The organism is Ancylobacter tetraedralis (assembly GCF_014195655.1).
Classification (GTDB): domain Bacteria; phylum Pseudomonadota; class Alphaproteobacteria; order Rhizobiales; family Xanthobacteraceae; genus Ancylobacter; species Ancylobacter tetraedralis.
Genome location: NZ_JACICD010000006.1, coordinates 292,845 through 312,830 on the forward strand (window position 1 = coordinate 292,845; position 19,986 = coordinate 312,830).

Below are 19,986 nucleotides of genomic sequence, written 5' to 3' on the forward strand. Positions count from 1 at the left end.
CTCAGATCTTAATGGGGAGCTTGAGGCCGACGCTGAAGATCAGGATCGGAACCAGAATGCCGATCACGATCAGCATAAGCAGCGTCTTAAGCTTGCGATTGGGGTCCGCCAGCCACGCCGCGATCACCAGATAGGTCACGGCGACGACGATGCCGAACTCGATCAGGAAGGCAAAGCCGGCAATCGCCGCGGTGATGAGAATGAACGGGCGCCAGGCGATGGCGAACGGGACCGCATCCGCCGGCCCACGCAGGCTGCGCAGAAACAGCAGCACGCCCAGCCCAAGCATGAGCGTCGACACGATGGTCGGGAAATATCCCGGCCCCATGCTCAGCGCCGATCCCACCGGATAGCTTCGCGACATCAGCAAGGCGGACAGGCCTAAGGCGGCGAATATCAGTCCACCCAGGCCATCCTTGGTAATGGGCATGGAGGCTCCTCCCCATTTTTTTAGCCGTTTTTTCTGGCCGTTATTGCGGTCCTCTAACGGGACCCGGCCCTTTGATTTATGTATTCGTGCAGATTGTTGAACTTGTAGTTCAGGTCGGCGCTCATTTCCTGCACCTCGAAGGCCACCGCGAGCGGCCGGCGGTCATGGAGCGGCTTCAGCAACTCACAGACCTGCTCGAAGACCCGGTCGGCCGCGGCCTTCCTGGTCTCGAGGTCGCGCCCCGCGCCAATGCGCAGCACGACATGCACGAAGCTGTTGGCCGGATCGCCGTCGCCGACGATGTAGTCGGTGATGACCTGAAACCGGACCCGCACGCCGCCGAGCGGAAAGATCCCGGTCTGAAGTGCCGCGTCATAGATGCGCTGCTTGAGCTGCTGGACTTCGGGTTCGTCGACGATATTGGCCGAGCATTCGATCCAGGCGTGAGGCATGCCGCTGTTCCTTGCTGCGCGTTGAGAAGCGGGAGATCGCGGCGCGACCTCCCGGATGGGTGTCGGCGCCTATTCGGGCTGGATGCCCTCTTCCTTGATCAGCGCGGTCCAGCGCGTGATCTCGGCATCGATCAACTTCTGGAACTCCTGCGGCGTGGAGCTGCGCCCCTCGACGCCTGCCTTTTCCAGGCTGGCGCGCACGCCCTCCTGCTTCAACGCCGCGGCCACCGCCGCGTTGAGCTTAGCGATGACCGCAGGGTCGGTGCCCGCAGGCGCGGCGACGCCGTACCAGCCGGACACATCGAAGCCGGGATAGCCCAGCTCGGCCACCGTCGGTACGCCGGGCAGCGAGGGAATGCGCTCCGGCCCGGTGACGGCCAGCGCCAGCAGCGCCCCGGAATTGATGTGAGGCAGCACGGAGACCGGGCTGGACAGCATCACGCCGATCCGGCCCGACAGCAGGTCGGTGAGCGCCTGACCCGAGCCGGAATACGGGATGTGGGTCATCTTGATGCCGACCGTCTTCTGGAACAGCAGGGAAGCCAGATGCGACGCCGAGGCGCCGCTGGCGTAGTTGACGCTTCCCGGCGCCTGCTTCGCCTTGGCGATGAGTTCCTTGATGTTGGTGACGCCCAGTTTGGGATTTACCGCCACGACATAAGGCGCGGTGGAAAGCTGCGAGATCGGCGCGAAGTCCTTCACCGGGTCGTAATTGGTCGCCTTGTACAAGCTGGGATTAAGCGCCAGCGTGGCCTGCAGCACGAAGGTGATGGTCTGGCCATCCGGCGCCGCCATGGCCCCGGCCTTGGTACCGACGATGCCCTGCGCGCCAGGGCGATTATCCACCAGCACCGGCTGGCCGAGACTTTTCGACATTTCCTCGGCCACCACGCGGGCCACCACATCCGTGCCGCCGCCGGCGTTGAACGGAACGATGAAACGGATCGGCCCGGCCGGAAACTCAGCCGCGCGGGCGGGACCCGCGACAGCCAAGGAGATCGCCGTCAGGGCGGCACATGCCGCCACTGACGCCATGACAAAGCGCTTCATTGCTTCCTCCCGTTTATGGTCTCGATCTTTTCGATCGTTCTGGTTCAGGCGCTCTGGATCAGGACTTCTTGGCCGCGAACAGCGCGTCGATCTTCTGCTCGTAGGCGTGATAGTTCAGATAGCCGTAGAGCTCCTCTCGGGTCTGCATCGTATCGAGAATGTGCTTCTGGGTGCCGTCGCGGCGGATCGTTTCATAGACATTGAGTGCCGCCGCGTTCATCGCCCGCGCCGCCGAAAGCGGATACAGCGCCGCCGAAACACCGGCCTCGCGCAATTCCTCCGTGGTGAAATTAGGCGTCTTGGAGAATTCGGTGATGTTGGCGAGCACCGAATAAGGATGGTTCAGCGCCTTGGCGAGCTGGGTGTACTGCCCCAGTTCGGTGAAGGCCTCGGCGAAGATCATGTCGGCGCCGGCCTCGATATAGGACTGGGCGCGATCGATGGCGCCGTCGAGACCTTCGAGCGCGAGTGCGTCGGTGCGCGCAACGATGACGAAATCCTCATCATAGCGGGCGTCGACGGCGGCCTTGATGCGGTCGAGCATCTCGGACTTCGAGACGATTTCCTTGCCCGGGCGATGGCCGCAGCGCTTGAGCGCCACCTGGTCTTCCATGTGCATCGCGCCGGCGCCGTCCTTGATCAGGCCGCGCACCAGCCGGGCGATGGAATAGGCGCCGCCAAAGCCGGTATCGACATCGACCAGAACCGGCAGGTCGCTGGCATCGGCCACCTTGCGCAGGTCGCCCAGCACGTCGTTGATCGTGGTGATGCCGAGATCGGGCAGGCCGTAGCTCGCATTGGCGACGCCGGCCCCGGCAAGATAGATCGCCTTGTAGCCGACCTTCTTCGCCATCATAGCGGTGTAGGCATTGATGGCACCCACGATCTGCAGCGGCTGCTCCTCCCGCAGGGCCTGGCGGAACCGAGCCCCGGCGGACGAACGGACCGGCGTGTGCATCAGCATTTATAAACTCCACAATATGGATATATGGTTGATCTTCGAGTCAACTTAGCCATATAATGGATTAATCTGTCAACACGTCGCTGGTTTATCTTACATAATTCCATATTGTGGAGTTCTTGATGGAACAAGGTGCGCAGTCCATCTATCGCGCGGTCGCGGTGTTGAAGGAACTGGCAACCCGTAATGGCGCGGGAAGCGGCATGACGGAGATAGCGGAGGCGACCGGACTCACCGGCCCCACCGTGCACCGCATCCTGCGGGCATTCGTCGATGTCGGCTTCGCCTATCAGCGCGCCGCCGACAAGCGCTACTTTCTCGGGCCATTCGTCCATGAATTAGGCCTCAGCCTGAGTCACCGGCTGGATCTGGAGGCCGTGGCGCGGGCCGCGACCGACCGGCTGGCAGAGCTGACCGGCGACACCGCGTTTTTCCTCCGACGTGTCGGCGTGAACATGCTGTGCGTCAGCCGGACCTCCGGCTCCTTCCCGGTCAAGACGCTGCTGACCGATGTTGGCACGCGCCGCCTCCTCGGCCTCGGCGCCGGCGGGCTGGCGGTTCTCGCCGCCCTGCCGCGAGCCGAGGCGATGGATATACTGGCCGCCAATGAGCGGAGCTATGCTGAGGCCGGGCGCCCCCTCGCAGCGCTCGCCGCCGAGATGGACGAGGCCGCGCAGATCGGCCATGTGGTGCGCCGGCTCGGCGACCTCGGCGCCACCACTGTCGCCATCGCCGTGCTCGACGGGCAGAAAAGACCGATCGCCGCCCTCAGCATGAGCGCGATCTCGCAACGCATGCGGGAGGCACATCTCGACCAGGCGATCGCCCATTTGAAGCAGCTGCGGCACCAGACGGAAGCCCAGATCGCCTTCGCCGTTCCCAATCTCTCGTAAACAGACATCCGTACTTCTATTGAGCGTGACCTCTCCAGTTGGCCGCGATGTAGTGCCGATCGACGATCCGGAGTGAGCAATCTTTCATCGACTAATTGGTGGAAGATGTTCGACTCCCCCTGTCGGGCAGGTCCGGTTTTAGCGAGGCGCCTATGTCTCGAGTTGGCGCGAAGGTACCAATGCACCTCGCTTCACTCATGTCTGCTTCTGGGCTCCGGACGCCACTAAGGCAATGACTGAGATGGGGCGCAAAGCAGACATCGCTGCAATGGCTATCGAACGCCAAGTATCAGTCATTGCCGCCAGAGCGCTCCACCAAGCGTATCCCGGGAAAGACTCCCACGCCGCTTCTGACAAGTATTTTTGCGCTGCTACACGCGGTCGTTCTGCGGCGTAGAATTGGCGCCTTGGCCAAGTGGGGGATGCCCGTGATCCTCCGCGCATGCGCCACTCGCGTCCGTTTCGTCCGAAGAAAATATTCCGTGTGGCCAGCGATGCTCCATCGCCAGCTTCGAGCTTGGCTGGCGCACCACTCTCAAAGATCCCGCACTGTGATGCGCGCGTCATTCGAGATGCTGAGCAAAACCTTGGGCCCGCTGACTCCGTCGAGCATGATTCCAAGGTCGTGCATGTCACCGACGACTGGCCGTCGAGCGTTCCGATCACACCTGACGAGGTCGATGTTGTCGAAGCCTTCCTCAGGCGGGAGATTGATGCGCTGCTGAGGTGACGGTGCTGCCGAAGGAAACTGAGGGAGGCGATTGGACCATGAACGTTCACCTTGCCGATCACCAGCCGGGCCGCCCTCTATCTCCGGGTCTCCACCACACGGCAGGTTGACGTCGACCTCTCCATCCCAGACCTGCGCCTCCAGACCGCCGCCTATTGCGCCAGTTGCGGCAGCGCCATGACGCTGCGCACCGGCACCTCGAAGAGCGACAGGGTCTATCGCTATCACAGCTGCTCGACCTCCGGCCGGGTCGGCAAGTCCGCCTGCGAGGGGCGAACGGTGCCGATGGACAAGCTCGACCATCTGGTCACACGCCATGTTGCCGAGCGCGTGCTGATGCCCGAGCGGCTGGAGGCGCTGCTACAGTCCGTCGTCGACCGGCGGATGAAGGCCGATGCCGAGGTTCAGGCGCGGATCGATGAACTCTCGCGCGAAAGAACGACAGCGGAAGACAAGCTCCGGCGCCTTTACCAGCTCGTCGCCGACGGCATCGCCGAGCCCGACGAGATCCTCAAGGAACAGATTGCCAAGCTCAACGCAGATCGGGATCGCGCGCATTCGGCGCTGGAGCGGATCGAGAATCAGGGTGCCGCCGCAAGCCGGCTGGATCCAGACAAGCTTGCCCGCTTCGGGCAGCTCATGCGCTCAAACATCACAGAGGGTGAGGTGCCGTTCCGCAAAGCCTATCTGCGTTCGCGGATCGACGCTGTCGAGGTCGATCAGCACGTCGTGCGCATCCACGGGTCAAGGACGGTGCTGGAGAGAGCCGTACTCGCCGACCGAGACACCCTGCCGGGTGTTTCGGTTTCAAGTTGGAGGGCGCGGATGGTGCGATTGAGCTTGCCGTCGCGGCCTCATGCACCAGCTCCGGGTTCTTCTCATAGGCCGCTTCCGCGTCGCGCCAGCCATGGGGGCGCACCTCCTCGAACGCCTTGCGGGCGTCGCTGAGCTCGCGCAGTTGCTCGGGCGTGCCCTGGCCGGCCGCTTCCGCCGTGGTGAGGATCGCATCCCATGCGCGGGCATGCCGGATCAGCGCGCGTGTTCGCGCCCGCCGCAGAACCGCCTCCGGATCCTCGGATGCCTCCCGCGCGAGCGGCTCAACTTTGTTCCCGAGCTCTTCGCGCGGGGCTGGCGCTTCCTGTGCCACGTCCACAGGCGGCTTTAGGGTGTCGACGAGGTCGCGCAGCTTTTCCGGGACCTTGCGCACGATCTCCACGACCCGCTGACGGAAGGTGATGCCGCGCCGCTCGGCATAGTCCTGCGCCGGGTCGGAGCGCTCGTAATCCGAGGCCATGTCCTTGGCCCGGTCACGCGACAGGGTGCGCGCCAGCCGGTCCCGATCGGCGAAGTCGTCGCGGCCATAATGCAGCTCCATGCCGTCGCGGTGGCGCGGCAGGGCGACATAGCTGGAATGGGCATCCAGGCCGGGCGTGGCCAGCACATGGGTGCGGTCCACCGTCATGCCCTGCGCCTTGTGGATGGTGGCGGCATAACCATGACCGATACGGTCGTAGTCCTTCAGATCGAAGGCAACGGAGCGGCCGTCATCGGTGCGCACCGACATGGACTGCGCGCTGACCTCTTCGATGGTGCCGAGCGTGCCATTCTTCACCCCGAGCCCGCGCTCGTTCTGTAGGAACATCACGCGGTCGCCACGGGCGAAGGAACGCGCGCCGCGCTCGACGGTGACGCGCACCTCCTCACTGAGCCCGCCGGCCTCACGCATCCGCTCGCGGGCGGCTTGGTTGAGCGCGCGCACCTCGTCATTGGTGTGGGTAAGGATAATGCGGCTACGGTCCGGCGCGGCCTGCCGGTCACGCTCCCAGCGCTCGATCAATTCGCCCCGCGCCTGTTCCCGTGTTTGCGCGGCATGCACCATGCCATTCCTCTCATAGGCCTGGATGGCCTCGCCGATCCGGCCGGTCGCCAGATCGCGCGTGGCGTCGCGCTGCCAGTCCGCGCGCTGGCGGCGCACCTCGCTGATCTCGGCGCCACCGTGGCGCTCGACGAGCGAGCGGAAGGCGGCGCCCGCCTCAATGGATTGCAGTTGCTGCGGATCGCCGACCAGAACCACCTTGGCGCCGGCATCCGCGGCATGGGACAGCACGCGCTCCAGCTGGCGCGTTCCGACCATGCCGGCCTCGTCGATCACCAGAACATCGCGGGAGGTGAGCCGATCCCGGCCCTGTCCCCAGCTATGTTCCAGGCTGGCAATGGTGCGGGACGTGATACCCGATCCGCTCTCCAGATTCTCCGCCGCGATGCCGGACAGCGCAACGCCGCGCACCTCCAGGCCGGCCGCCTCCCAGGCCTCGCGCGCGACGCCTAGCATGGCGCTCTTCCCCGTCCCGGCATAACCGACGACGATACCGAGATCGCCGGTGCCGGTGATGTGCGACAGCGCGTCAGCCTGCTCAAGGGAGAGAACAAGGCCGCGCTGCTCAGCACGCTGAAGAGCCGCCTCCCGCTCTGTATCCTTTACGGCATGGCGCTCGCGCTCCGCCATCAACTCGGCAGCCGTGTGTAGACGCTGCTCGGCCTCGATCATCTGGCGGGTGGTGAAGCGGTCCTCGCCGCGTCCGTCCTTGCCGAGTTCGACGAGATCCGGTGCGCGGCCCATCGCGCCCATCCCCTCGTTGAACTGGTCAATGCCGTCGCTGTGGCGGTGTGCAAAGCGCGCCAAGTCGCGCCGGGTGAAGGTCGATTGCTGATGGGTGATGGCATCCAGTGCCAGTGACGGATCGGCGATGATGCGCGCGCCATTGCCGTGCGCGACCTCGCGATGAACCTCTGCCCGGTCAGCGGCCTCGATCCCCTCCGCTTCGATCCGCTGGGCGGGCGCGCCGATCTGGCTCTGCGGCTCGAGCGCGATGCCCTGGGCTTCCAGGCTGCGATGATCGATGCGCGCGTCGATGTCGAGTTCGGCGAGCCGCTCATTGGCAAGCTCCGCCCAGCGTTCCCGCCAGCGCTCGACCATCTGGGTCGCGTTCCACTCCCGCACCTTCGGGCCGAAGCCGTCCTCATCGACCGAGCGCATGGTGAGCATGACATGGGCATGAGGCTTGGGCATGCCGTCCTCGCCAATATCCCAATGCACATTGAGATCGGCGACCATCCCCTGATCGACGAACTCCGTCTCAACGAAATCACGGGCGAGCGCGATGCCCTGCGCCTGGCTCATCTCGCGCGGTAGGGCGAACTCGACCTCGCGGGCGAGCTGGGCGTCCTTGCGCAGCTCGAAAGCTTCGACATCATTCCACAGCCGCTCGCGGTCGCCCCACGCCTCAGGCGCCCCGTCCGGCAGCAGCACCTCGGAATGCACGACGCCGCGCTTGGACGAGAAATCCTGGACCCGATCGATCCGCGCATCGCGCAGCCGTGAGGCCGAGCGGTAGGCCGCGGACGCCACCGCGCTGGAGCCGGCCTTGCGGCCGATGACCTTGACGTGAAGATGATAGATCGCCATCGCGATCCGAACATCAGCACGGCGAAGCGCACGTCGGAACGACGTATAAGCGCGCCCTCCCTCGAAAAAATCTCGGGAGCCACGAGCCCATCCCAGTCCGTCCCGGCAACATCACAGCCGCGGCGAACACGCTCAACTATCATTGCTCCATGGACTGCTAATGGAGAGGACGATGCGCAAGCCACGGGACTTCGACGCGGAGCTGAAGGCACTCGAAGACAAGGCACGAGAGCTCAAGACCCGTAAGGTGCAGCAGCTCGGCGATCTGGTGATCGCCACCGGCGCCGACGCGCTCACGGCGGAGGAACTGGCCGGCGCCCTGCTCGTGCTCGCCGAAACCGAGGACCTCGGACGGAGGGAGGCGTGGGCGCGACGGGGCGCGGCGTTCTTTCACGGAAGGGCACGCCGATCTGCAGCGGCACATGATGGCGACGCGGTCAGCGCTCCGGCGCAACAGGGCGGCGCGCAACCGCCATCAGGCAGCACGGGCGCGGCATGATATGCGGGACTGGCAGGTGGAGCGCCGCAGGCACACACGGCGTCTGATCGAGTTCGGCGGGCTCGTCGTCAAGTCAGGCGTCGTAGAGCTGACCGGTGACGACCGCGCCGTCATCTACGGCGCGCTCCTCTGGATGGCCGACGAGCTCAGAGGTGAGCAGGGAGAGCAAGCGCGTAGCCTTTGGACGGTGATGGGAACTCAGACGTTCGAGGAACAACGGCCGAACGAGATCAATATCGTCAAAAGTGAAATCGTTTAGTCTTGCAGAATGTGCTGTTCGCGACAGCGCGTGTCGGCGAGGCTGGAGGCGCGAGCTGCTGCCTGCCGAACAACTGCGCGAGTTTCGTTTCGCACGGAACTGGGCCGGAGTTGACCCTGAGCGGCGTTTGGCAGTGTCCGCTGTTGGGCGCTGACTCCCAGATAATCAGCTGACGTAACCCAACGATTCAGGCGTTGGAGCGCTGCTTTGAGGCGGGTCAACTCGAGACGAAGTTGATGCCGCCATAGAGCTCAAGCTGACCGAGTGTGAAGCGCGGCGTACCCGTATAGGCATCCTGCCCGACGGTCGCGAGGACGAGGCCAAGCACGATCATGCCCAGCGCCTTCAGCACGGAGCCGTGAGCGAGCGAGATCGACACCAGCAGTCCCACGACGATGAGCGCGAAATATTCTGGAGAGCCGAAGCGGATCGCCACGCTCGCCAGTGGCGGGGCTGCCATCCACCGCCACCAGCGCGCCGGTCATGAAACTGGCCGCCTCCGAGTCTAGGAAGACCGTCGCATTGGCCATCTCGTCCGTACGCCCGACCCGGCCGAGCGGTATGCTGGCATTGATGGCGCTCATCGTCGCGGTCGGTCATGGCCCGATCCAGCATCGGCATATCCGTGTCCCCGGGACAGATCGCGTTGACCCCAATGCCGTGGTCGGCGAAATCGAGCGCCAAGCAGCGGGTGAGTTGGGCAAGCGCCGCCTTGGAGACGCAATAGGCGGTGGCGTTGCGCGCGCCCATCAGAGCCCAGTGCGAGGCGATGTTCACAATGGGAACCGCGCGCCGCGCCATCATCGTCGGCAGCACGGCCCGCGACATGCGGTAGTTCGGATTCCAATCGCTGCTGTTTCCGGCACAAAGCGAGCGTGCCCGGTTCCTCGATTCTCGTTGGCCCGCGGCAGAGAATCCTGTTGCAACTCGCTTGTTAAACAGCATATAAATTGAAAATGGAATTTAGTTCCATAATTTGAGAGAGTGTCTCACCGGTCAGATGGAGACGGTCCCGGAGAGCGAAATCTCCCCGGCTTGCTCTTGGAATTGGGGCAGGCGGCGCCCGACGGCGGATGCGTAAAGCTCCTCCCATGCGCGGCTTCCAATGACCCTCGCAGCAACAGACCCGTCCAGAGCGGCGTAGGAGTCCCCTTTGGCGGAGCCTGCGGCAGTCGAGCCAAAGGCAGCACTCCATCAGTAGAGGATTCATGGATGGCTGAGGCCTATATCTGCGACTATATCCGCACCCCGATCGGCCGCTTCGGTGGTTCGCTGTCGTCGGTCCGAGCCGACGATCTGGGGGCGGTGCCGCTACGTGCCCTGGTCGAGCGGAACCCGTCCGTCGACTGGTCGGCGGTCGACGATGTGCTGTTCGGCTGCGCCAATCAGGCCGGTGAAGACAATCGCAACGTCGCCCGCATGTCGCTGCTGCTGGCTGGACTGCCCGAGAGCGTGCCGGGATCGACCATCAACCGCCTCTGCGGTTCGGGCATGGACGCGCTAATCTCCGCCGCCCGCGCCATCAAGGCGGGCGAAGCCGAACTGATGATAGCCGGCGGCGTCGAGAGCATGAGCCGCGCGCCTTTCGTCATGCCCAAGGCGGAGACGGCCTTTTCGCGCCATGCCGAGATCCATGACACCACCATCGGCTGGCGCTTCGTCAACCCGCTGATGAAGCAGCAGTACGGCGTCGATTCCATGCCCGAGACCGGTGAGAACGTGGCCGAGACTTTCTCGGTCTCCCGGGCCGGTCAGGACGCCTTCGCCGTACGCAGCCAGAACAAGGCCGTTACCGCGCAGGCGAATGGGCGCCTCGCGCAGGAGATCACCCCGGTCACGATCCCGCAGCGCAAGGGCGAGGCCGTTGTCGTTGACAGGGACGAACATCCACGCGCCGGCACCACGATCGAATCCCTGTCCCGATTGCCGACGCCGTTCCGCGCGGGCGGCACGGTGACCGCCGGCAATGCCTCCGGCGTCAATGACGGCGCGGCCGCGCTGCTTGTCGCGTCCGAGGCGGCGGTGAATAAATATGGCCTGACGCCGATCGCGCGCGTGCTTGGCGGCGCCACCGCTGGTGTCGCGCCGCGCCTCATGGGCATCGGCCCGGCGCCGGCGACGCAGAAGCTGTGCGCCCGGCTCGCCATCAGGCCATCGGACTTCGACGTGATCGAACTCAACGAGGCCTTTGCCTCGCAGGGCATCGCCGTGCTCCGCCAGCTCGGCATCGCGGAGGATGCGGAGCACGTGAACCCCAATGGTGGCGCCATCGCGCTGGGGCACCCGCTCGGCATGTCGGGTGCCCGCATCGCTGGCACTGCGGCGCTGGAACTGCGCCTGCGCGGTGGCCGGCTCGCTCTTGCCACGATGTGCATCGGCGTCGGCCAGGGGATCGCGGTCGCGCTCGAACGGGCCTGACGCCTCTCCTGCGCGCACGCTCAGATGAAGACGCCCGGCTGGCCGCCTGTCAGCCGGGCGAGGCTTCGCCGTAGAGAAACTCCTCGCAGAGTTCGATCTGGGGCTTGAGCATGGCCGTGCCCGGAACACATGCGCAGCCGAGCGCGCGGGCGGCGGCCAGCAGTTCGGTCTCGTCCGGCTTCAGCACGACATCGGCCACGGTGCAGGCGGGCGTCAGGCCGGAAAGCTCCAGCGGCAGCGCGATATTGCCGACCATGCCGACCGAGGTGGCATTGACGAGCAGCGTGGCGCGACCGAGGTCCGGGCGCTCATCCGCCTTCAGCGCGACAACCCTGGTGCCCGTTGCCGCCTCGATCTCCTCCGCGAGGCGCCTGGCCCTCTCCGCGTCGCGGTTGATCAGGGTGATGCGGGCGACGCCCGAGGATGCCAGCGAGAAGGCGATGGCGCGTCCCACCCCACCCACGCCGACCTGCACGACATCGGCACCTTGCGGATCGAAACCGTTATTGGCGAGGCCGCGCATGAAGCCCTGACCGTCGATATTATGGCCGGTCAAGCTTCCATCGGGCTCGCGGCGGACAAAATTGACGGAGCCGACACGCTTGCCGGCCTCGGTCAGGCGGTCGACCAGCGGCACCGCATCGATCTTGTGCGGGATGGTGATGCACAGGCCTTTGATGTTGTCGACCTTGCGCACCAGATCGAACGTCGCAGCGAGGTCCGCCGGCAGGACATGCAGGCCGGCGCAGCTGAAATCGTGCCCCTTCGCGGCGAAATAATCATTGAACATGATCGGCGCGCGGAAGTGCCGAACGGGTGCGCCAACGATGAAGAAGAGGTCGGTTTCACCGGTGATCTGCATGCTGCTCCCCTGAGCTGTTATGTGAGCGCCGACGGTGTCAGCCCGGCTGAAGGAGGCCGAGGAACTCGGCCACGAGAGGGGGCTGCGGCGTCAACATTTCCGCGCCGCCGATGACCCTGCAGCCGCGCGCCGCGGCCTCGATCAACAGCGGCGTCATGGCCGGACTGACGATGACCTCAGCGACGACCGTCTCCCGGCGCAGCCGTGCGATGGAGACGGGAAGCGGATCGTCCTGCCGCATCCCGAGCGATGTGGCGTTGACGAGAAGATCGATCGTGTCGAGCGCATCCGGCTGCCGGGCGTCGAGCACGCGAACGCCGCAGCCCGGCACGCACTGCGCGATCTCGCGCGCCAGCTCTTCCGCCTTGAGCCGATCCCGATTGGCGAGCGCGAGCTCCGGCACCCCCGCGTCCGCCAATGCCAGCGCAATGGCCCGGCCGACGCCGCCGCTTCCCACCACAAGGGCCCGGCTGCGCGTCACGTCCACCCCGTTTGCGGCAACCCCGGTGACGAAGCCCGCCCCGTCCGTATTGGTGCCGGTCAGCGTGCCATCGGGATTGCGGCGGACAAAATTGACCGCGCCAAGCCGTCGCGCGGAGGCGGTCAACTCATCCATCAACGGCACGGCCGCGATCTTGTGCGGGATGGTGAGGCCCAGCCCGCGCACATTGTGCATGAGACGGATAGCGTCGAGGCACCCGGCGAGATTTTCGGGACGCACATGGATCGGCACGATCACCGCGTCGAGGCCGAGACGGGCGAAGCGTTCGTTGATCAGGAGAGTGCCGCGAATATGGTCGACCGGATCGGCCAACATCAGAACGATCGCGGTCTTGCCGGTGATCTGCATCTCGGCCAACCGTCCTTCAGGGCTCATCACGAGGGCTGGCGGGAGGAGAGGAACATCGGGCCGCCATGCCTGCGCGGGAAGCCGTAGCCATGGACCTCGACCAGATCGATATCGCTGGGGGAACCGGCAATGCCCTCGTCGAGAATCGCCTGTCCTTCCAGCGCCATGGCGTCGATGAGCCGCGCCACGATCCTGTCGGGGGCCAGCTCCAGGGGGGCGCCGACGAGGGGCGCGATCAGGCGTGCCGCATCCGGTGAAGGGATCGGCGTTCGGTTGCCGGGGGCATAGTCATACCAGCCGCCGCCGCTCTTCTGGCCCTTGCGGCCGGCGCGCACGAGAAGGTCGCCCGGCGTTTCCGCTATCGCCTCGCCACGGGCGCGGGCGGCCTCGCGATGCAGGAAGGAGATGTCGAGACCGGCCATGTCCTGCATCTCGAAGGGACCCATCGCATAGCCGAAGCCGCGCATGGCGGCGTCGATGGCTGAGGGGGCGACACCGTCGCGCACCATCGCCTCTGCCTCGGCGCGATAGCGGCGCAGGATACGATTGCCGATGAACCCGTCGCAGATGCCCGAACGCACCGGCACCTTGCCCAGCCTGCGGGCTAGTTCGAAGCCGGTGGCCAGAACCTCGGGCCGGGTTTCGGGTATCGGCACGATTTCGAGCAGCTTCATCACCTGAGCGGGACTGAAGAAGTGCAGGCCGATGAACCGGTCGGGATGAGGCAGGCCCTCGGCGATCTGCCGCGGGTCGATATAGGAGGTGTTGGTGGCCAGAATGGCGTCCGGCCGGCAGACGCGTCCGAGCGTGGCGAAGACGTCGCGCTTGACGGCAAGATCTTCGAAGACGGCCTCGATGACGAGATCGCAGCCGGCCAGCGCCTCATAGCCTACCGCGCCGGTGACGCCACGCATGCGCGCCTCGGCTTCCTCCTCGCTGAGGCTCGCCCTTTTGCGGGCGGCCTCGAAGATGGCCTTCAGCGCGGTGAGGCCGCGCTCCAGACTCTGTTCGTCGCGTTCGACCAGCACGACCGGGATGCCGGCATTGCGCAGCGCCGCGGCGATGCCGACGCCCATCGTTCCGCCCCCGATGACACCGGCGCTCGCCAGCGGCAGCGCGGCGATGCCACGCAGGCCAGCCGGGCGCGGCGCGGCGCGTTCGGCGAAGAAGAGATAGCGCAGCGCCGCCGACTCGTCACTGGCGCGCAATTCCAGGAAGATCGCGCGCTCATTGGCTAATCCGGCCTCGAAGCCGTTCTCGGCACCGAAACGCAGCGCCTCGAGCGCCCGCAGCGGAGCGGAGGCACCGCGCGCGGCGCGGCCGATGCGCTGGGTGGCCTCCTCCCAAGCGGTTGCCGCGGGGGTGGCAAGCGGGCGACGCGAAGCGGGTTCCGGCAGCGGGCGGCTGAGCGCTTCCAGAGCGAACGCCTCCGCAGCGTCGACCAGCGGCTCCTGCACGAGACGATCGATGAAGCCGAGCTCGGCGGCGCGCGTGCCGTCCAGCGTCAGGTTTTCGGCCGCGACGCGGATCGCGGTCTCGATGCCGATCAGTCGCGGCAGGCGCTGCGTGCCGCCGGAGCCAGGGATGATGCCGAGATTGATCTCGGGCAGCGCGAACCTCGCCTCGGCCGTGGCAACCCGCCTATGGCAGCCGAGCGCCAGTTCGAGCCCACCGCCGAGCGCCGCGCCTCGCACCGCCGCGATCCAGGGCTTGGCCGCGTTCTCGATCCGCTCGATCAGCGCAGGTAGCGAAGGCAGCTCCACCGGGCGGCCAAATTCGGTGATGTCGGCCCCGCCGACGAACAGCTTGCCGCCCCCTGTCAGCACGATGGCGCGGACGTGCTCATCGGCGTCCAGCGCCTCGACGAGGGCGAACAGCTGCGTGCGCACGGCGAGGCTGAGCGCGTTGACGGGGGGATTGTCGATGGTGACGACCGCAATCGGGCCGCGGTGTGTGACGGTGACGCTCATACCGTTTCTCCGGCAGCCACGAGCGGGAGGGAAGAACCCAATGCGCGGCAGCCAACGACGCCCGAGGCAGCAAGGCTGTCGATGCGGGCATCGTCCAGCCCGAGAACATCGCGCAGCACGTGGCGCGTATCCTCGCCGAGCAGCGGCGGCGCCTTGGGCTTGTACTCGCGCTGGGCGGCGATGCCATGCGCGGCACGGATGAGCGAGATCGGGCCGAGTTCGGCATGTTCCAGCTGCTGGACGACACCACGCTCCACCACGCTCGGGCTGCGCAGCGCTTCCGCCACCGTCTTCACCTGTCCGGCCGGCACGCTCGCCTTGTGGCAGCTCTCGATCCAGTAGTCGCAGGTGTTTTCGCGCATGATCTCCGCCAGCATCGGCAGAAGCACCTCGCGGTGCAGCGCCCGCTGGTGCGAGGAGACGAAGCGCGGATCCCGGGCAAGCTCGGGCCGGCCGATCACCTGCTCGCAGAAATCGATGAACATGCGGTCATTGCCCACCGCGAGCGCAAACACGCCGTCGGCAGTCTCAAACACCTGATAGGGCACTACGGTGGGATGGGCATTCCCATAGCGCATCGGCTGGACCCCGGCGTTCAGGTAGCCCGTGCCGACATTGATCAGCATGTTCAGCGTCGAATCGAGCAGGGCGACGTCGATATATTGTCCGAGCTTGGTCTCGCGCCGCTGGTAGAGTGCGGCGAGCACCGACTGCGTGGCGATCATGCCGGCGACGATATCGGTGAAGGCGACCCCGAGACGGCTGGGGGGGCCATCTTCCTGGCCGGTGATCGACATCAGGCCGCTTTCCGCCTGCATGATGAAATCATAGCCGGGCCGCTCCCGCTCGGGCCCAGACTGGCCGTAACCGGAAATCGAGCAATAGACGACGCCGGGGTTGATCTTGCGGATGTCCTCGTAGCCGATGCCCAGCCGGTCCACCGTGCCGGCGCGGAAATTCTCGACGATCACATCGGCCTTCGCCGCCAGATCGAGCACGATCTGGCGTCCCTCGGGCGCCTTGAGGTCGAGCGCGATGCTGTGCTTGCCGCGATTGGCGCAGAGATAATAGGTGCTGACGCCCTTGTAGTTCGGCACGGACCAGGCGCGGGTGTCGTCGCCGCCCTTGATGTTCTCGATCTTCCAGACCTCGGCGCCCAGATCGGCGAGGCTCATGGTGGTCCATGGCCCGGCCAGCACGCGGGTCAGGTCCAGCACGCGGATGCCCCGCAGCGGCAGTCCTTGTTCAGTCATGTTGTCCTCCCTGCTCCGCGTCAGGCGCGGGGCGACAAACCGGGGTCGAGTGCGGTGGGGAAATGGCAGGCGATCGCATGGCCTTCGCCGCGTTCGGCGAGGAGCGGTTCCTGCGCGGCGCAGATCGGCTGCGCCATCGGGCAACGGGTGCGAAAGCGACAACCCGAGGGCGGGTTGAGCGGGCTTGGAAGATCGCCCTTCAGCACGATGCGCGAGCGCGAGCGCTCCAGCTTCGGGTTGGCCAACGGCACCGCCGACATCAGCGCCTGCGTGTAGGGATGCAAAGGCGCGCCATAGAGCTGCGCCTTGGGTGCGATCTCGACGATCTTGCCCAGATACATCACGGCGACCCGGTGCGAGATGTGCTGCACCACCGACAGGTCATGGGCGATGAACACGAAGGCGGTGCCCATGTCGCGCTGGATGTCCTTGAGCAGATTGAGCACGCCCGCCTGCACGGACACGTCGAGCGCGGAAACAGGCTCGTCCAGCACCAGCAGTTCCGGCTTGAGCGCGAGGGCACGGGCGATGACCACGCGCTGGCGTTGGCCGCCGGAAAGTTCATGCGGGTAGCGTTGCCCGTGCTCGGGATTCAGCCGTACGAGATCCAGCATTTCCGCCACGCGCTCCTTACGCTGGGTGGCGTTCAGGTCGCTGATGCGCAGCGGTTCGGCGATGTTCTCGGACACCCGCATCCGCGGGTGGAGCGAGGCATAGGGGTCCTGGAAGACAAGCTGGATCTTGCGCCGCAGTCGCCGCATGTCGGCAGCGTTGGCCAGATTGATGTCGTGGCCGTGGAAGAGCGTCTCGCCGCTGGTGGGCTCGATCAGCCTTAGGATGCACCGGCCGAGGGTGGACTTGCCGCAACCGGACTCGCCGACGAGGCCGAGTGTCTCGCTGGCATTGACGTCGAACGACACGCCCGCCACCGCATTGACCTGCGCGATCTCGCGCTCGATCAGGAGGCCGCCCTTGACCGGGAAGCGCTTCGTCAGGTCGCGGACGGAGAGAATGACCTGCGGCATCATGCAGCGCCCTCGGCTGGAATGTCGGCGAAGTGGCAGGACGCGCTATGGCCTTCATAGGTCCGCAGCACCGGCGCCGCGGTCCGGCAGATCGGCTGGACCTGCGGGCAGCGCGGATGGAAGGCGCAGCCGCCCGGCAGCCTGCCCAGCGGCGGCGGCGCCCCCTCAATCGAAAAGAGCCGGTCCTTTTCCTCGCTCATGTCGGGGATGGAGGCGATGAGGCCGCGCGTATAGGGATGGCTCGGGCGCTCGAAGAGATCGTCGATGCCCGCCTGCTCCACCACCTCCCCCGAATAGACCACGGCGACCCGGTCCGCATGACCGGCAAGCACGCCGAGGTCATGGGTTATGAGGATCAGGCCGAGGTTCAGCCGCTTCTTGAGATCGCCCAGAACGTCCATGATCTGGGCCTGGACGGTCACGTCGAGCGCAGTGGTGGGCTCGTCGGCGATCAGCAGGTCCGGGTCGTTCGCGACGGCCATCGCGATCATCACGCGCTGGCGCATCCCCCCCGAGAACTCGTGAGGGAACTGGTGGATGCGGCGGTCGGGTTGCGAGATGGCGACGAGGGCCAGCAGTTCCACCGCCCGATCGAGCGCGGCCTTCTTCGACACCGCCGAATTGTGCAGAAGGATGGTTTCGGCGATCTGGGCACCGACGGTCATGACCGGGTTGAGCGATGAAAGCGGGTCCTGAAAGATCATGCCGATGCGGGAGCCGCGAAGCGTACGCAGTTCGCGCCGGGGCATTCCCACGAGTTCGCGGCCTCTGAATTTCGCCGAGCCGCGGACCTGTGCCGTCTTTGCCTGCAGACCGAGCGCCGCCAGCATTCCGACCGATTTGCCCGAGCCGGATTCGCCGACGATGCCCAGCACCTCGCCATGATCGACATGGAGATTGATGCCACGCACTGCCTCGAACTGATGGCCGTGACGACCAAAGGAGACACGCAGGTCTTGCACGGAGAACAGCGGTTCCTGCCGCATGTCGCGCCTCATTTGGACTTCGGATCAAAATAGTCGTGCAGCCCGTCACCGACGAAATTGAAGCCGAGCACGATGGTCAGGATGGCAAGACCCGGTCCCAATGCGACCCACCACGAATAGAACTGGGCGGCGCCGTCGGAGATCATCGACCCCCATTCCGGTGTGGGCGGCGCGGCGCCAAGACCGATGAAGCTCAGCGAGGCGGCGAGCAGGATCACCTGGCCGAGATCCATGGTGGCGCTGATGAGAACGGGGGTCCAGCAGAGCGGCAGGATGTGCTTCAGCAGCACGCGCGGCCTGCTGGCGCCGGCGGCGATGGCCGCCTCGACATGTTCGCGCTCGCGGACTTCCAGCACCTGCGCGCGCATCAGCCGAGCATAGACCGGCCACCAGACGATGACCATGGCGATGGCCGCGTTTTCGAGGCCGGGCCCGAGCGAGGCCGCGACCGCCATGGCGAGCAGCATCGGCGGGAAGGACAGCGTCACGTCCACCAGCCGCATGATGGCGGCCCCGCCAAGGCCGCCGATAAAGCCCGATATGGCGCCCAGCAGCGCGCCGATAGCGACGGACAGCGCCACCACGATCACAGCGATAGGCAGCGAATGGCGCGCGCCATGCAGCGTGCGGCTGAGCACATCGCGCCCCAGCGCATCAGTCCCGAGCCAGTGCTGCCAGCTCGGCGCCTGCAGGCGGCGTCCGACCATGTCGATCGGATCATAAGACGACATGACCGGCGCGAGGAACGTCACGACCAGCCAGAACAGGACGATCGCGATGCCGACGGCGAGCGGCAGCGAGATCCAGCCGACCCGTCGGAACGAGGAAAATGAGAGCGCGCTCATGTCTCTACCCCAGCCGGACGCGTGGGTTGGCGATGACATAGGCGACGTCGGTGAGCAGATTGGTCACCAGAAAGACGATGCCGCCGACGATGGTCACGCCGATGATCGCGGGGAAGTCGAGGCCGCGCGCGGCATCCACCGCATAGGACCCCATGCCCGGCCACGAGAAGATGGTTTCGGTGAGGACCGCGCCCGTCAGCAGATAGGCGAAGGAATAGCCGATGACGGTGAGGGTCGGCACGAGCGTGTTGCGAAGCGCGTGGCGGATGACGACCCGGAATTCACCGGCCCCCTTGGAGCGCGCGGTGAGGATGAATTCGCGGTCGAGCACTTCGAGCATGTTGGCCCGCACCAGACGGGAGATGGTGCCGGCAACCGCCCAGCCCAGCACGAAGGCGGGCAGGATCAAGTGCCACACCGCGTCGATGAAGAGCTTGACGTTTCCAGCCAGCAGCGTGTCGATGGTCATGAAGCCAGTAATTCTCGGCGGCAACGCCGCGCGGGGGTCCAGCCGTCCGGGTCCGGGCAGGATGCCCAGCTTGACCGAAAACACATAGAGCAGCGCAAGGCCTAGCCAGAAGACGGGGACCGACGAGCCGATGAGCGCGAAGAAGCGGGCCAGATGATCGGTCGGGGTGTTGCGGAAATAGGCCGCCAGCACGCCGAGCGCGATGCCGATAGTCGAGCCCACTAGCATGGCCGCGATCACCAGCTCCATCGTCGCGGGGAGGCGAAAGAGAACATCCTGCGCCACCGGCCGGCGCGTGATGAACGAGGTGCCCATGTCACCGGTCAGGAGATTGCGGACATAGATCACGTAGCGTTCGGGCAGGCTTCGATCGAGCCCCCAGCGAGCCTTCGCGGCGGCGACGGCCTCCGGGTCGTTCATCTGGCGGTCGGACACGATCGCCGCCAGCGGGTCGCCCTTTGTCACCGTCGTCAGCAGAAAGGCGAGGGTGACGATGCCCAGCACCAAGAACGGCATCGCGATGAGGCGTCGCAGTATGTAGCGTGTCAAGAATACGTCCCCTCTGCAG

The 19,986-nt window shown here is 65.8% G+C and carries 19 protein-coding genes and 3 pseudogenes; 6 read left to right on the forward strand and 16 right to left on the reverse strand.

The window, feature by feature from the left end; translation table 11 throughout:
• Position 1 precedes the first annotated feature (1 nt).
• From FHS55_RS16700 to prpB, 4 genes are all read right to left on the reverse strand, one after another.
• Positions 2 to 430: a tripartite tricarboxylate transporter TctB family protein gene (locus FHS55_RS16700; protein WP_183190904.1), complete on the reverse strand. Its 429-nt coding sequence runs from the start codon at positions 428 to 430 to the stop codon at positions 2 to 4.
• Between the two features lie 53 nt (positions 431 to 483).
• The gene (locus tag FHS55_RS16705) at positions 484 to 882 is read right to left on the reverse strand and encodes a tautomerase family protein (protein WP_183190905.1); all 399 of its coding nucleotides are present in this window, start codon (positions 880 to 882) and stop codon (positions 484 to 486) included.
• A gap of 69 nt (positions 883 to 951) precedes the next feature.
• Positions 952 to 1,932, reverse strand: a complete 981-nt coding sequence (locus tag FHS55_RS16710) for a Bug family tripartite tricarboxylate transporter substrate binding protein (RefSeq protein ID WP_183190906.1) — start codon at positions 1,930 to 1,932, stop codon at positions 952 to 954.
• Between the two features lie 58 nt (positions 1,933 to 1,990).
• Positions 1,991 to 2,896, reverse strand: coding sequence for a methylisocitrate lyase (gene prpB, locus FHS55_RS16715; RefSeq protein ID WP_246340207.1), 906 nt, complete (start codon positions 2,894 to 2,896; stop codon positions 1,991 to 1,993).
• A 119-nt stretch (positions 2,897 to 3,015) separates the two neighbouring features.
• Here prpB and FHS55_RS16720 point away from each other — a divergent pair, with 119 nt between their 5' ends.
• The 3 genes and pseudogenes from FHS55_RS16720 to FHS55_RS23750 all read left to right on the forward strand — a co-directional run.
• Positions 3,016 to 3,786, forward strand: a complete 771-nt coding sequence (locus FHS55_RS16720; RefSeq protein ID WP_183190907.1) for an IclR family transcriptional regulator — start codon at positions 3,016 to 3,018, stop codon at positions 3,784 to 3,786.
• A gap of 442 nt (positions 3,787 to 4,228) precedes the next feature.
• Complete coding sequence (locus FHS55_RS16725; protein WP_183190980.1) at positions 4,229 to 4,516, forward strand: hypothetical protein; 288 nt, start codon at positions 4,229 to 4,231, stop codon at positions 4,514 to 4,516.
• A 51-nt stretch (positions 4,517 to 4,567) separates the two neighbouring features.
• A pseudogene (locus FHS55_RS23750) lies at positions 4,568 to 4,825 on the forward strand (recombinase zinc ribbon domain-containing protein); the annotation flags it as partial.
• Positions 4,826 to 4,876: 51 nt separating this feature from the next.
• Here FHS55_RS23750 and FHS55_RS23520 read toward each other — a convergent pair.
• The gene (locus FHS55_RS23520) at positions 4,877 to 5,074 is read right to left on the reverse strand and encodes a hypothetical protein (protein WP_246340224.1); all 198 of its coding nucleotides are present in this window, start codon (positions 5,072 to 5,074) and stop codon (positions 4,877 to 4,879) included.
• A gap of 94 nt (positions 5,075 to 5,168) precedes the next feature.
• On the reverse strand, positions 5,169 to 7,982 hold the full coding sequence (traA, locus tag FHS55_RS16735; RefSeq protein WP_425485826.1) for a Ti-type conjugative transfer relaxase TraA: 2,814 nt from the start codon (positions 7,980 to 7,982) through the stop codon (positions 5,169 to 5,171).
• Between the two features lie 172 nt (positions 7,983 to 8,154).
• Between traA and FHS55_RS16740 the strand changes: the two genes are divergently transcribed.
• Both FHS55_RS16740 and FHS55_RS16745 read left to right on the forward strand, forming a co-directional pair.
• Entirely contained in the window at positions 8,155 to 8,481 is a 327-nt protein-coding gene (locus FHS55_RS16740) for a conjugal transfer protein TraD (RefSeq protein WP_183190908.1), read from the forward strand.
• 1 nt (position 8,482) lies between these two features.
• A complete protein-coding gene (locus FHS55_RS16745; protein WP_183190909.1) occupies positions 8,483 to 8,740 on the forward strand; it encodes a conjugal transfer protein TraD in 258 nt (85 codons plus the stop codon).
• Positions 8,741 to 8,963: 223 nt separating this feature from the next.
• Here the strand turns inward: FHS55_RS16745 and FHS55_RS23525 are convergent.
• A pseudogene (locus FHS55_RS23525) lies at positions 8,964 to 9,194 on the reverse strand (tripartite tricarboxylate transporter permease); the annotation flags it as partial.
• Positions 9,195 to 9,255: 61 nt separating this feature from the next.
• Positions 9,256 to 9,685 (reverse strand): annotated as a pseudogene (locus tag FHS55_RS23940) (SDR family NAD(P)-dependent oxidoreductase); the annotation flags it as partial.
• 267 nt (positions 9,686 to 9,952) lie between these two features.
• On the opposite strand from FHS55_RS23940, the gene pcaF reads away from it, so the two are divergent.
• Positions 9,953 to 11,158, forward strand: a complete 1,206-nt coding sequence (gene pcaF / locus FHS55_RS16760) for a 3-oxoadipyl-CoA thiolase (protein WP_183190912.1) — start codon at positions 9,953 to 9,955, stop codon at positions 11,156 to 11,158.
• Between the two features lie 49 nt (positions 11,159 to 11,207).
• Here the strand turns inward: pcaF and FHS55_RS16765 are convergent, their stop codons facing one another.
• From FHS55_RS16765 to FHS55_RS16800, 8 genes are read right to left on the reverse strand one after another with little or no spacing between them, the layout of a single operon-like run.
• Positions 11,208 to 12,020 (reverse strand): shikimate dehydrogenase family protein, encoded by an 813-nt coding sequence (locus FHS55_RS16765; protein WP_183190913.1) that lies wholly within the window; start codon positions 12,018 to 12,020, stop codon positions 11,208 to 11,210.
• Between the two features lie 37 nt (positions 12,021 to 12,057).
• Complete coding sequence (locus tag FHS55_RS16770; RefSeq protein ID WP_183190914.1) at positions 12,058 to 12,897, reverse strand: shikimate dehydrogenase family protein; 840 nt, start codon at positions 12,895 to 12,897, stop codon at positions 12,058 to 12,060.
• Positions 12,897 to 14,840: a 3-hydroxyacyl-CoA dehydrogenase NAD-binding domain-containing protein gene (locus tag FHS55_RS16775; RefSeq protein ID WP_183190915.1), complete on the reverse strand. Its 1,944-nt coding sequence runs from the start codon at positions 14,838 to 14,840 to the stop codon at positions 12,897 to 12,899. Before FHS55_RS16775 ends, FHS55_RS16770 begins: the two co-directional genes overlap by 1 nt.
• Positions 14,837 to 16,093, reverse strand: coding sequence for a CaiB/BaiF CoA transferase family protein (locus FHS55_RS16780; protein WP_183190916.1), 1,257 nt, complete (start codon positions 16,091 to 16,093; stop codon positions 14,837 to 14,839). Before FHS55_RS16780 ends, FHS55_RS16775 begins: the two co-directional genes overlap by 4 nt.
• Positions 16,094 to 16,113: 20 nt before the next feature.
• Positions 16,114 to 17,118 carry an ABC transporter ATP-binding protein gene (locus FHS55_RS16785; protein ID WP_183190975.1) on the reverse strand — a complete coding sequence of 335 codons (1,005 nt, stop codon included), beginning with the start codon at positions 17,116 to 17,118 and terminating at the stop codon, positions 16,114 to 16,116.
• On the reverse strand, positions 17,118 to 18,116 hold the full coding sequence (locus tag FHS55_RS16790) for an ABC transporter ATP-binding protein (protein WP_183190917.1): 999 nt from the start codon (positions 18,114 to 18,116) through the stop codon (positions 17,118 to 17,120). Before FHS55_RS16790 ends, FHS55_RS16785 begins: the two co-directional genes overlap by 1 nt.
• Entirely contained in the window at positions 18,113 to 18,949 is an 837-nt protein-coding gene (locus tag FHS55_RS16795; RefSeq protein ID WP_183190918.1) for an ABC transporter permease, read from the reverse strand. Before FHS55_RS16795 ends, FHS55_RS16790 begins: the two co-directional genes overlap by 4 nt.
• A gap of 4 nt (positions 18,950 to 18,953) precedes the next feature.
• Positions 18,954 to 19,967 (reverse strand): ABC transporter permease, encoded by a 1,014-nt coding sequence (locus tag FHS55_RS16800; protein ID WP_183190919.1) that lies wholly within the window; start codon positions 19,965 to 19,967, stop codon positions 18,954 to 18,956.
• Positions 19,968 to 19,986: the final 19 nt, after the last annotated feature.

What these genes read in the sequence shown, in the direction of transcription:
- FHS55_RS16790 (WP_183190917.1), bottom strand. Translation starts at nt 18,116, where the DNA reads ATGAGGCGCGACATGCGGCAGGAACCGCTGTTCTCCGTGCAAGACCTG.
- FHS55_RS16775 (WP_183190915.1), bottom strand. Translation starts at nt 14,840, where the DNA reads ATGAGCGTCACCGTCACACACCGCGGCCCGATTGCGGTCGTCACCATC.
- FHS55_RS16700 (WP_183190904.1), bottom strand. Translation starts at nt 430, where the DNA reads ATGCCCATTACCAAGGATGGCCTGGGTGGACTGATATTCGCCGCCTTA.
- FHS55_RS16780 (WP_183190916.1), bottom strand. Translation starts at nt 16,093, where the DNA reads ATGACTGAACAAGGACTGCCGCTGCGGGGCATCCGCGTGCTGGACCTG.
- FHS55_RS16795 (WP_183190918.1), bottom strand. Translation starts at nt 18,949, where the DNA reads ATGAGCGCGCTCTCATTTTCCTCGTTCCGACGGGTCGGCTGGATCTCG.
- FHS55_RS16705 (WP_183190905.1), bottom strand. Translation starts at nt 882, where the DNA reads ATGCCTCACGCCTGGATCGAATGCTCGGCCAATATCGTCGACGAACCC.
- FHS55_RS16720 (WP_183190907.1), top strand. Translation starts at nt 3,016, where the DNA reads ATGGAACAAGGTGCGCAGTCCATCTATCGCGCGGTCGCGGTGTTGAAG.
- prpB (WP_246340207.1), bottom strand. Translation starts at nt 2,896, where the DNA reads ATGCTGATGCACACGCCGGTCCGTTCGTCCGCCGGGGCTCGGTTCCGC.
- FHS55_RS16740 (WP_183190908.1), top strand. Translation starts at nt 8,155, where the DNA reads ATGCGCAAGCCACGGGACTTCGACGCGGAGCTGAAGGCACTCGAAGAC.
- FHS55_RS16725 (WP_183190980.1), top strand. Translation starts at nt 4,229, where the DNA reads ATGCGCCACTCGCGTCCGTTTCGTCCGAAGAAAATATTCCGTGTGGCC.
- FHS55_RS23520 (WP_246340224.1), bottom strand. Translation starts at nt 5,074, where the DNA reads ATGCGCGCGATCCCGATCTGCGTTGAGCTTGGCAATCTGTTCCTTGAG.
- traA (WP_425485826.1), bottom strand. Translation starts at nt 7,982, where the DNA reads ATGGCGATCTATCATCTTCACGTCAAGGTCATCGGCCGCAAGGCCGGC.
- FHS55_RS16710 (WP_183190906.1), bottom strand. Translation starts at nt 1,932, where the DNA reads ATGAAGCGCTTTGTCATGGCGTCAGTGGCGGCATGTGCCGCCCTGACG.
- FHS55_RS16765 (WP_183190913.1), bottom strand. Translation starts at nt 12,020, where the DNA reads ATGCAGATCACCGGTGAAACCGACCTCTTCTTCATCGTTGGCGCACCC.
- FHS55_RS16785 (WP_183190975.1), bottom strand. Translation starts at nt 17,118, where the DNA reads ATGCCGCAGGTCATTCTCTCCGTCCGCGACCTGACGAAGCGCTTCCCG.
- FHS55_RS16745 (WP_183190909.1), top strand. Translation starts at nt 8,483, where the DNA reads ATGCGGGACTGGCAGGTGGAGCGCCGCAGGCACACACGGCGTCTGATC.
- FHS55_RS16770 (WP_183190914.1), bottom strand. Translation starts at nt 12,897, where the DNA reads ATGAGCCCTGAAGGACGGTTGGCCGAGATGCAGATCACCGGCAAGACC.
- pcaF (WP_183190912.1), top strand. Translation starts at nt 9,953, where the DNA reads ATGGCTGAGGCCTATATCTGCGACTATATCCGCACCCCGATCGGCCGC.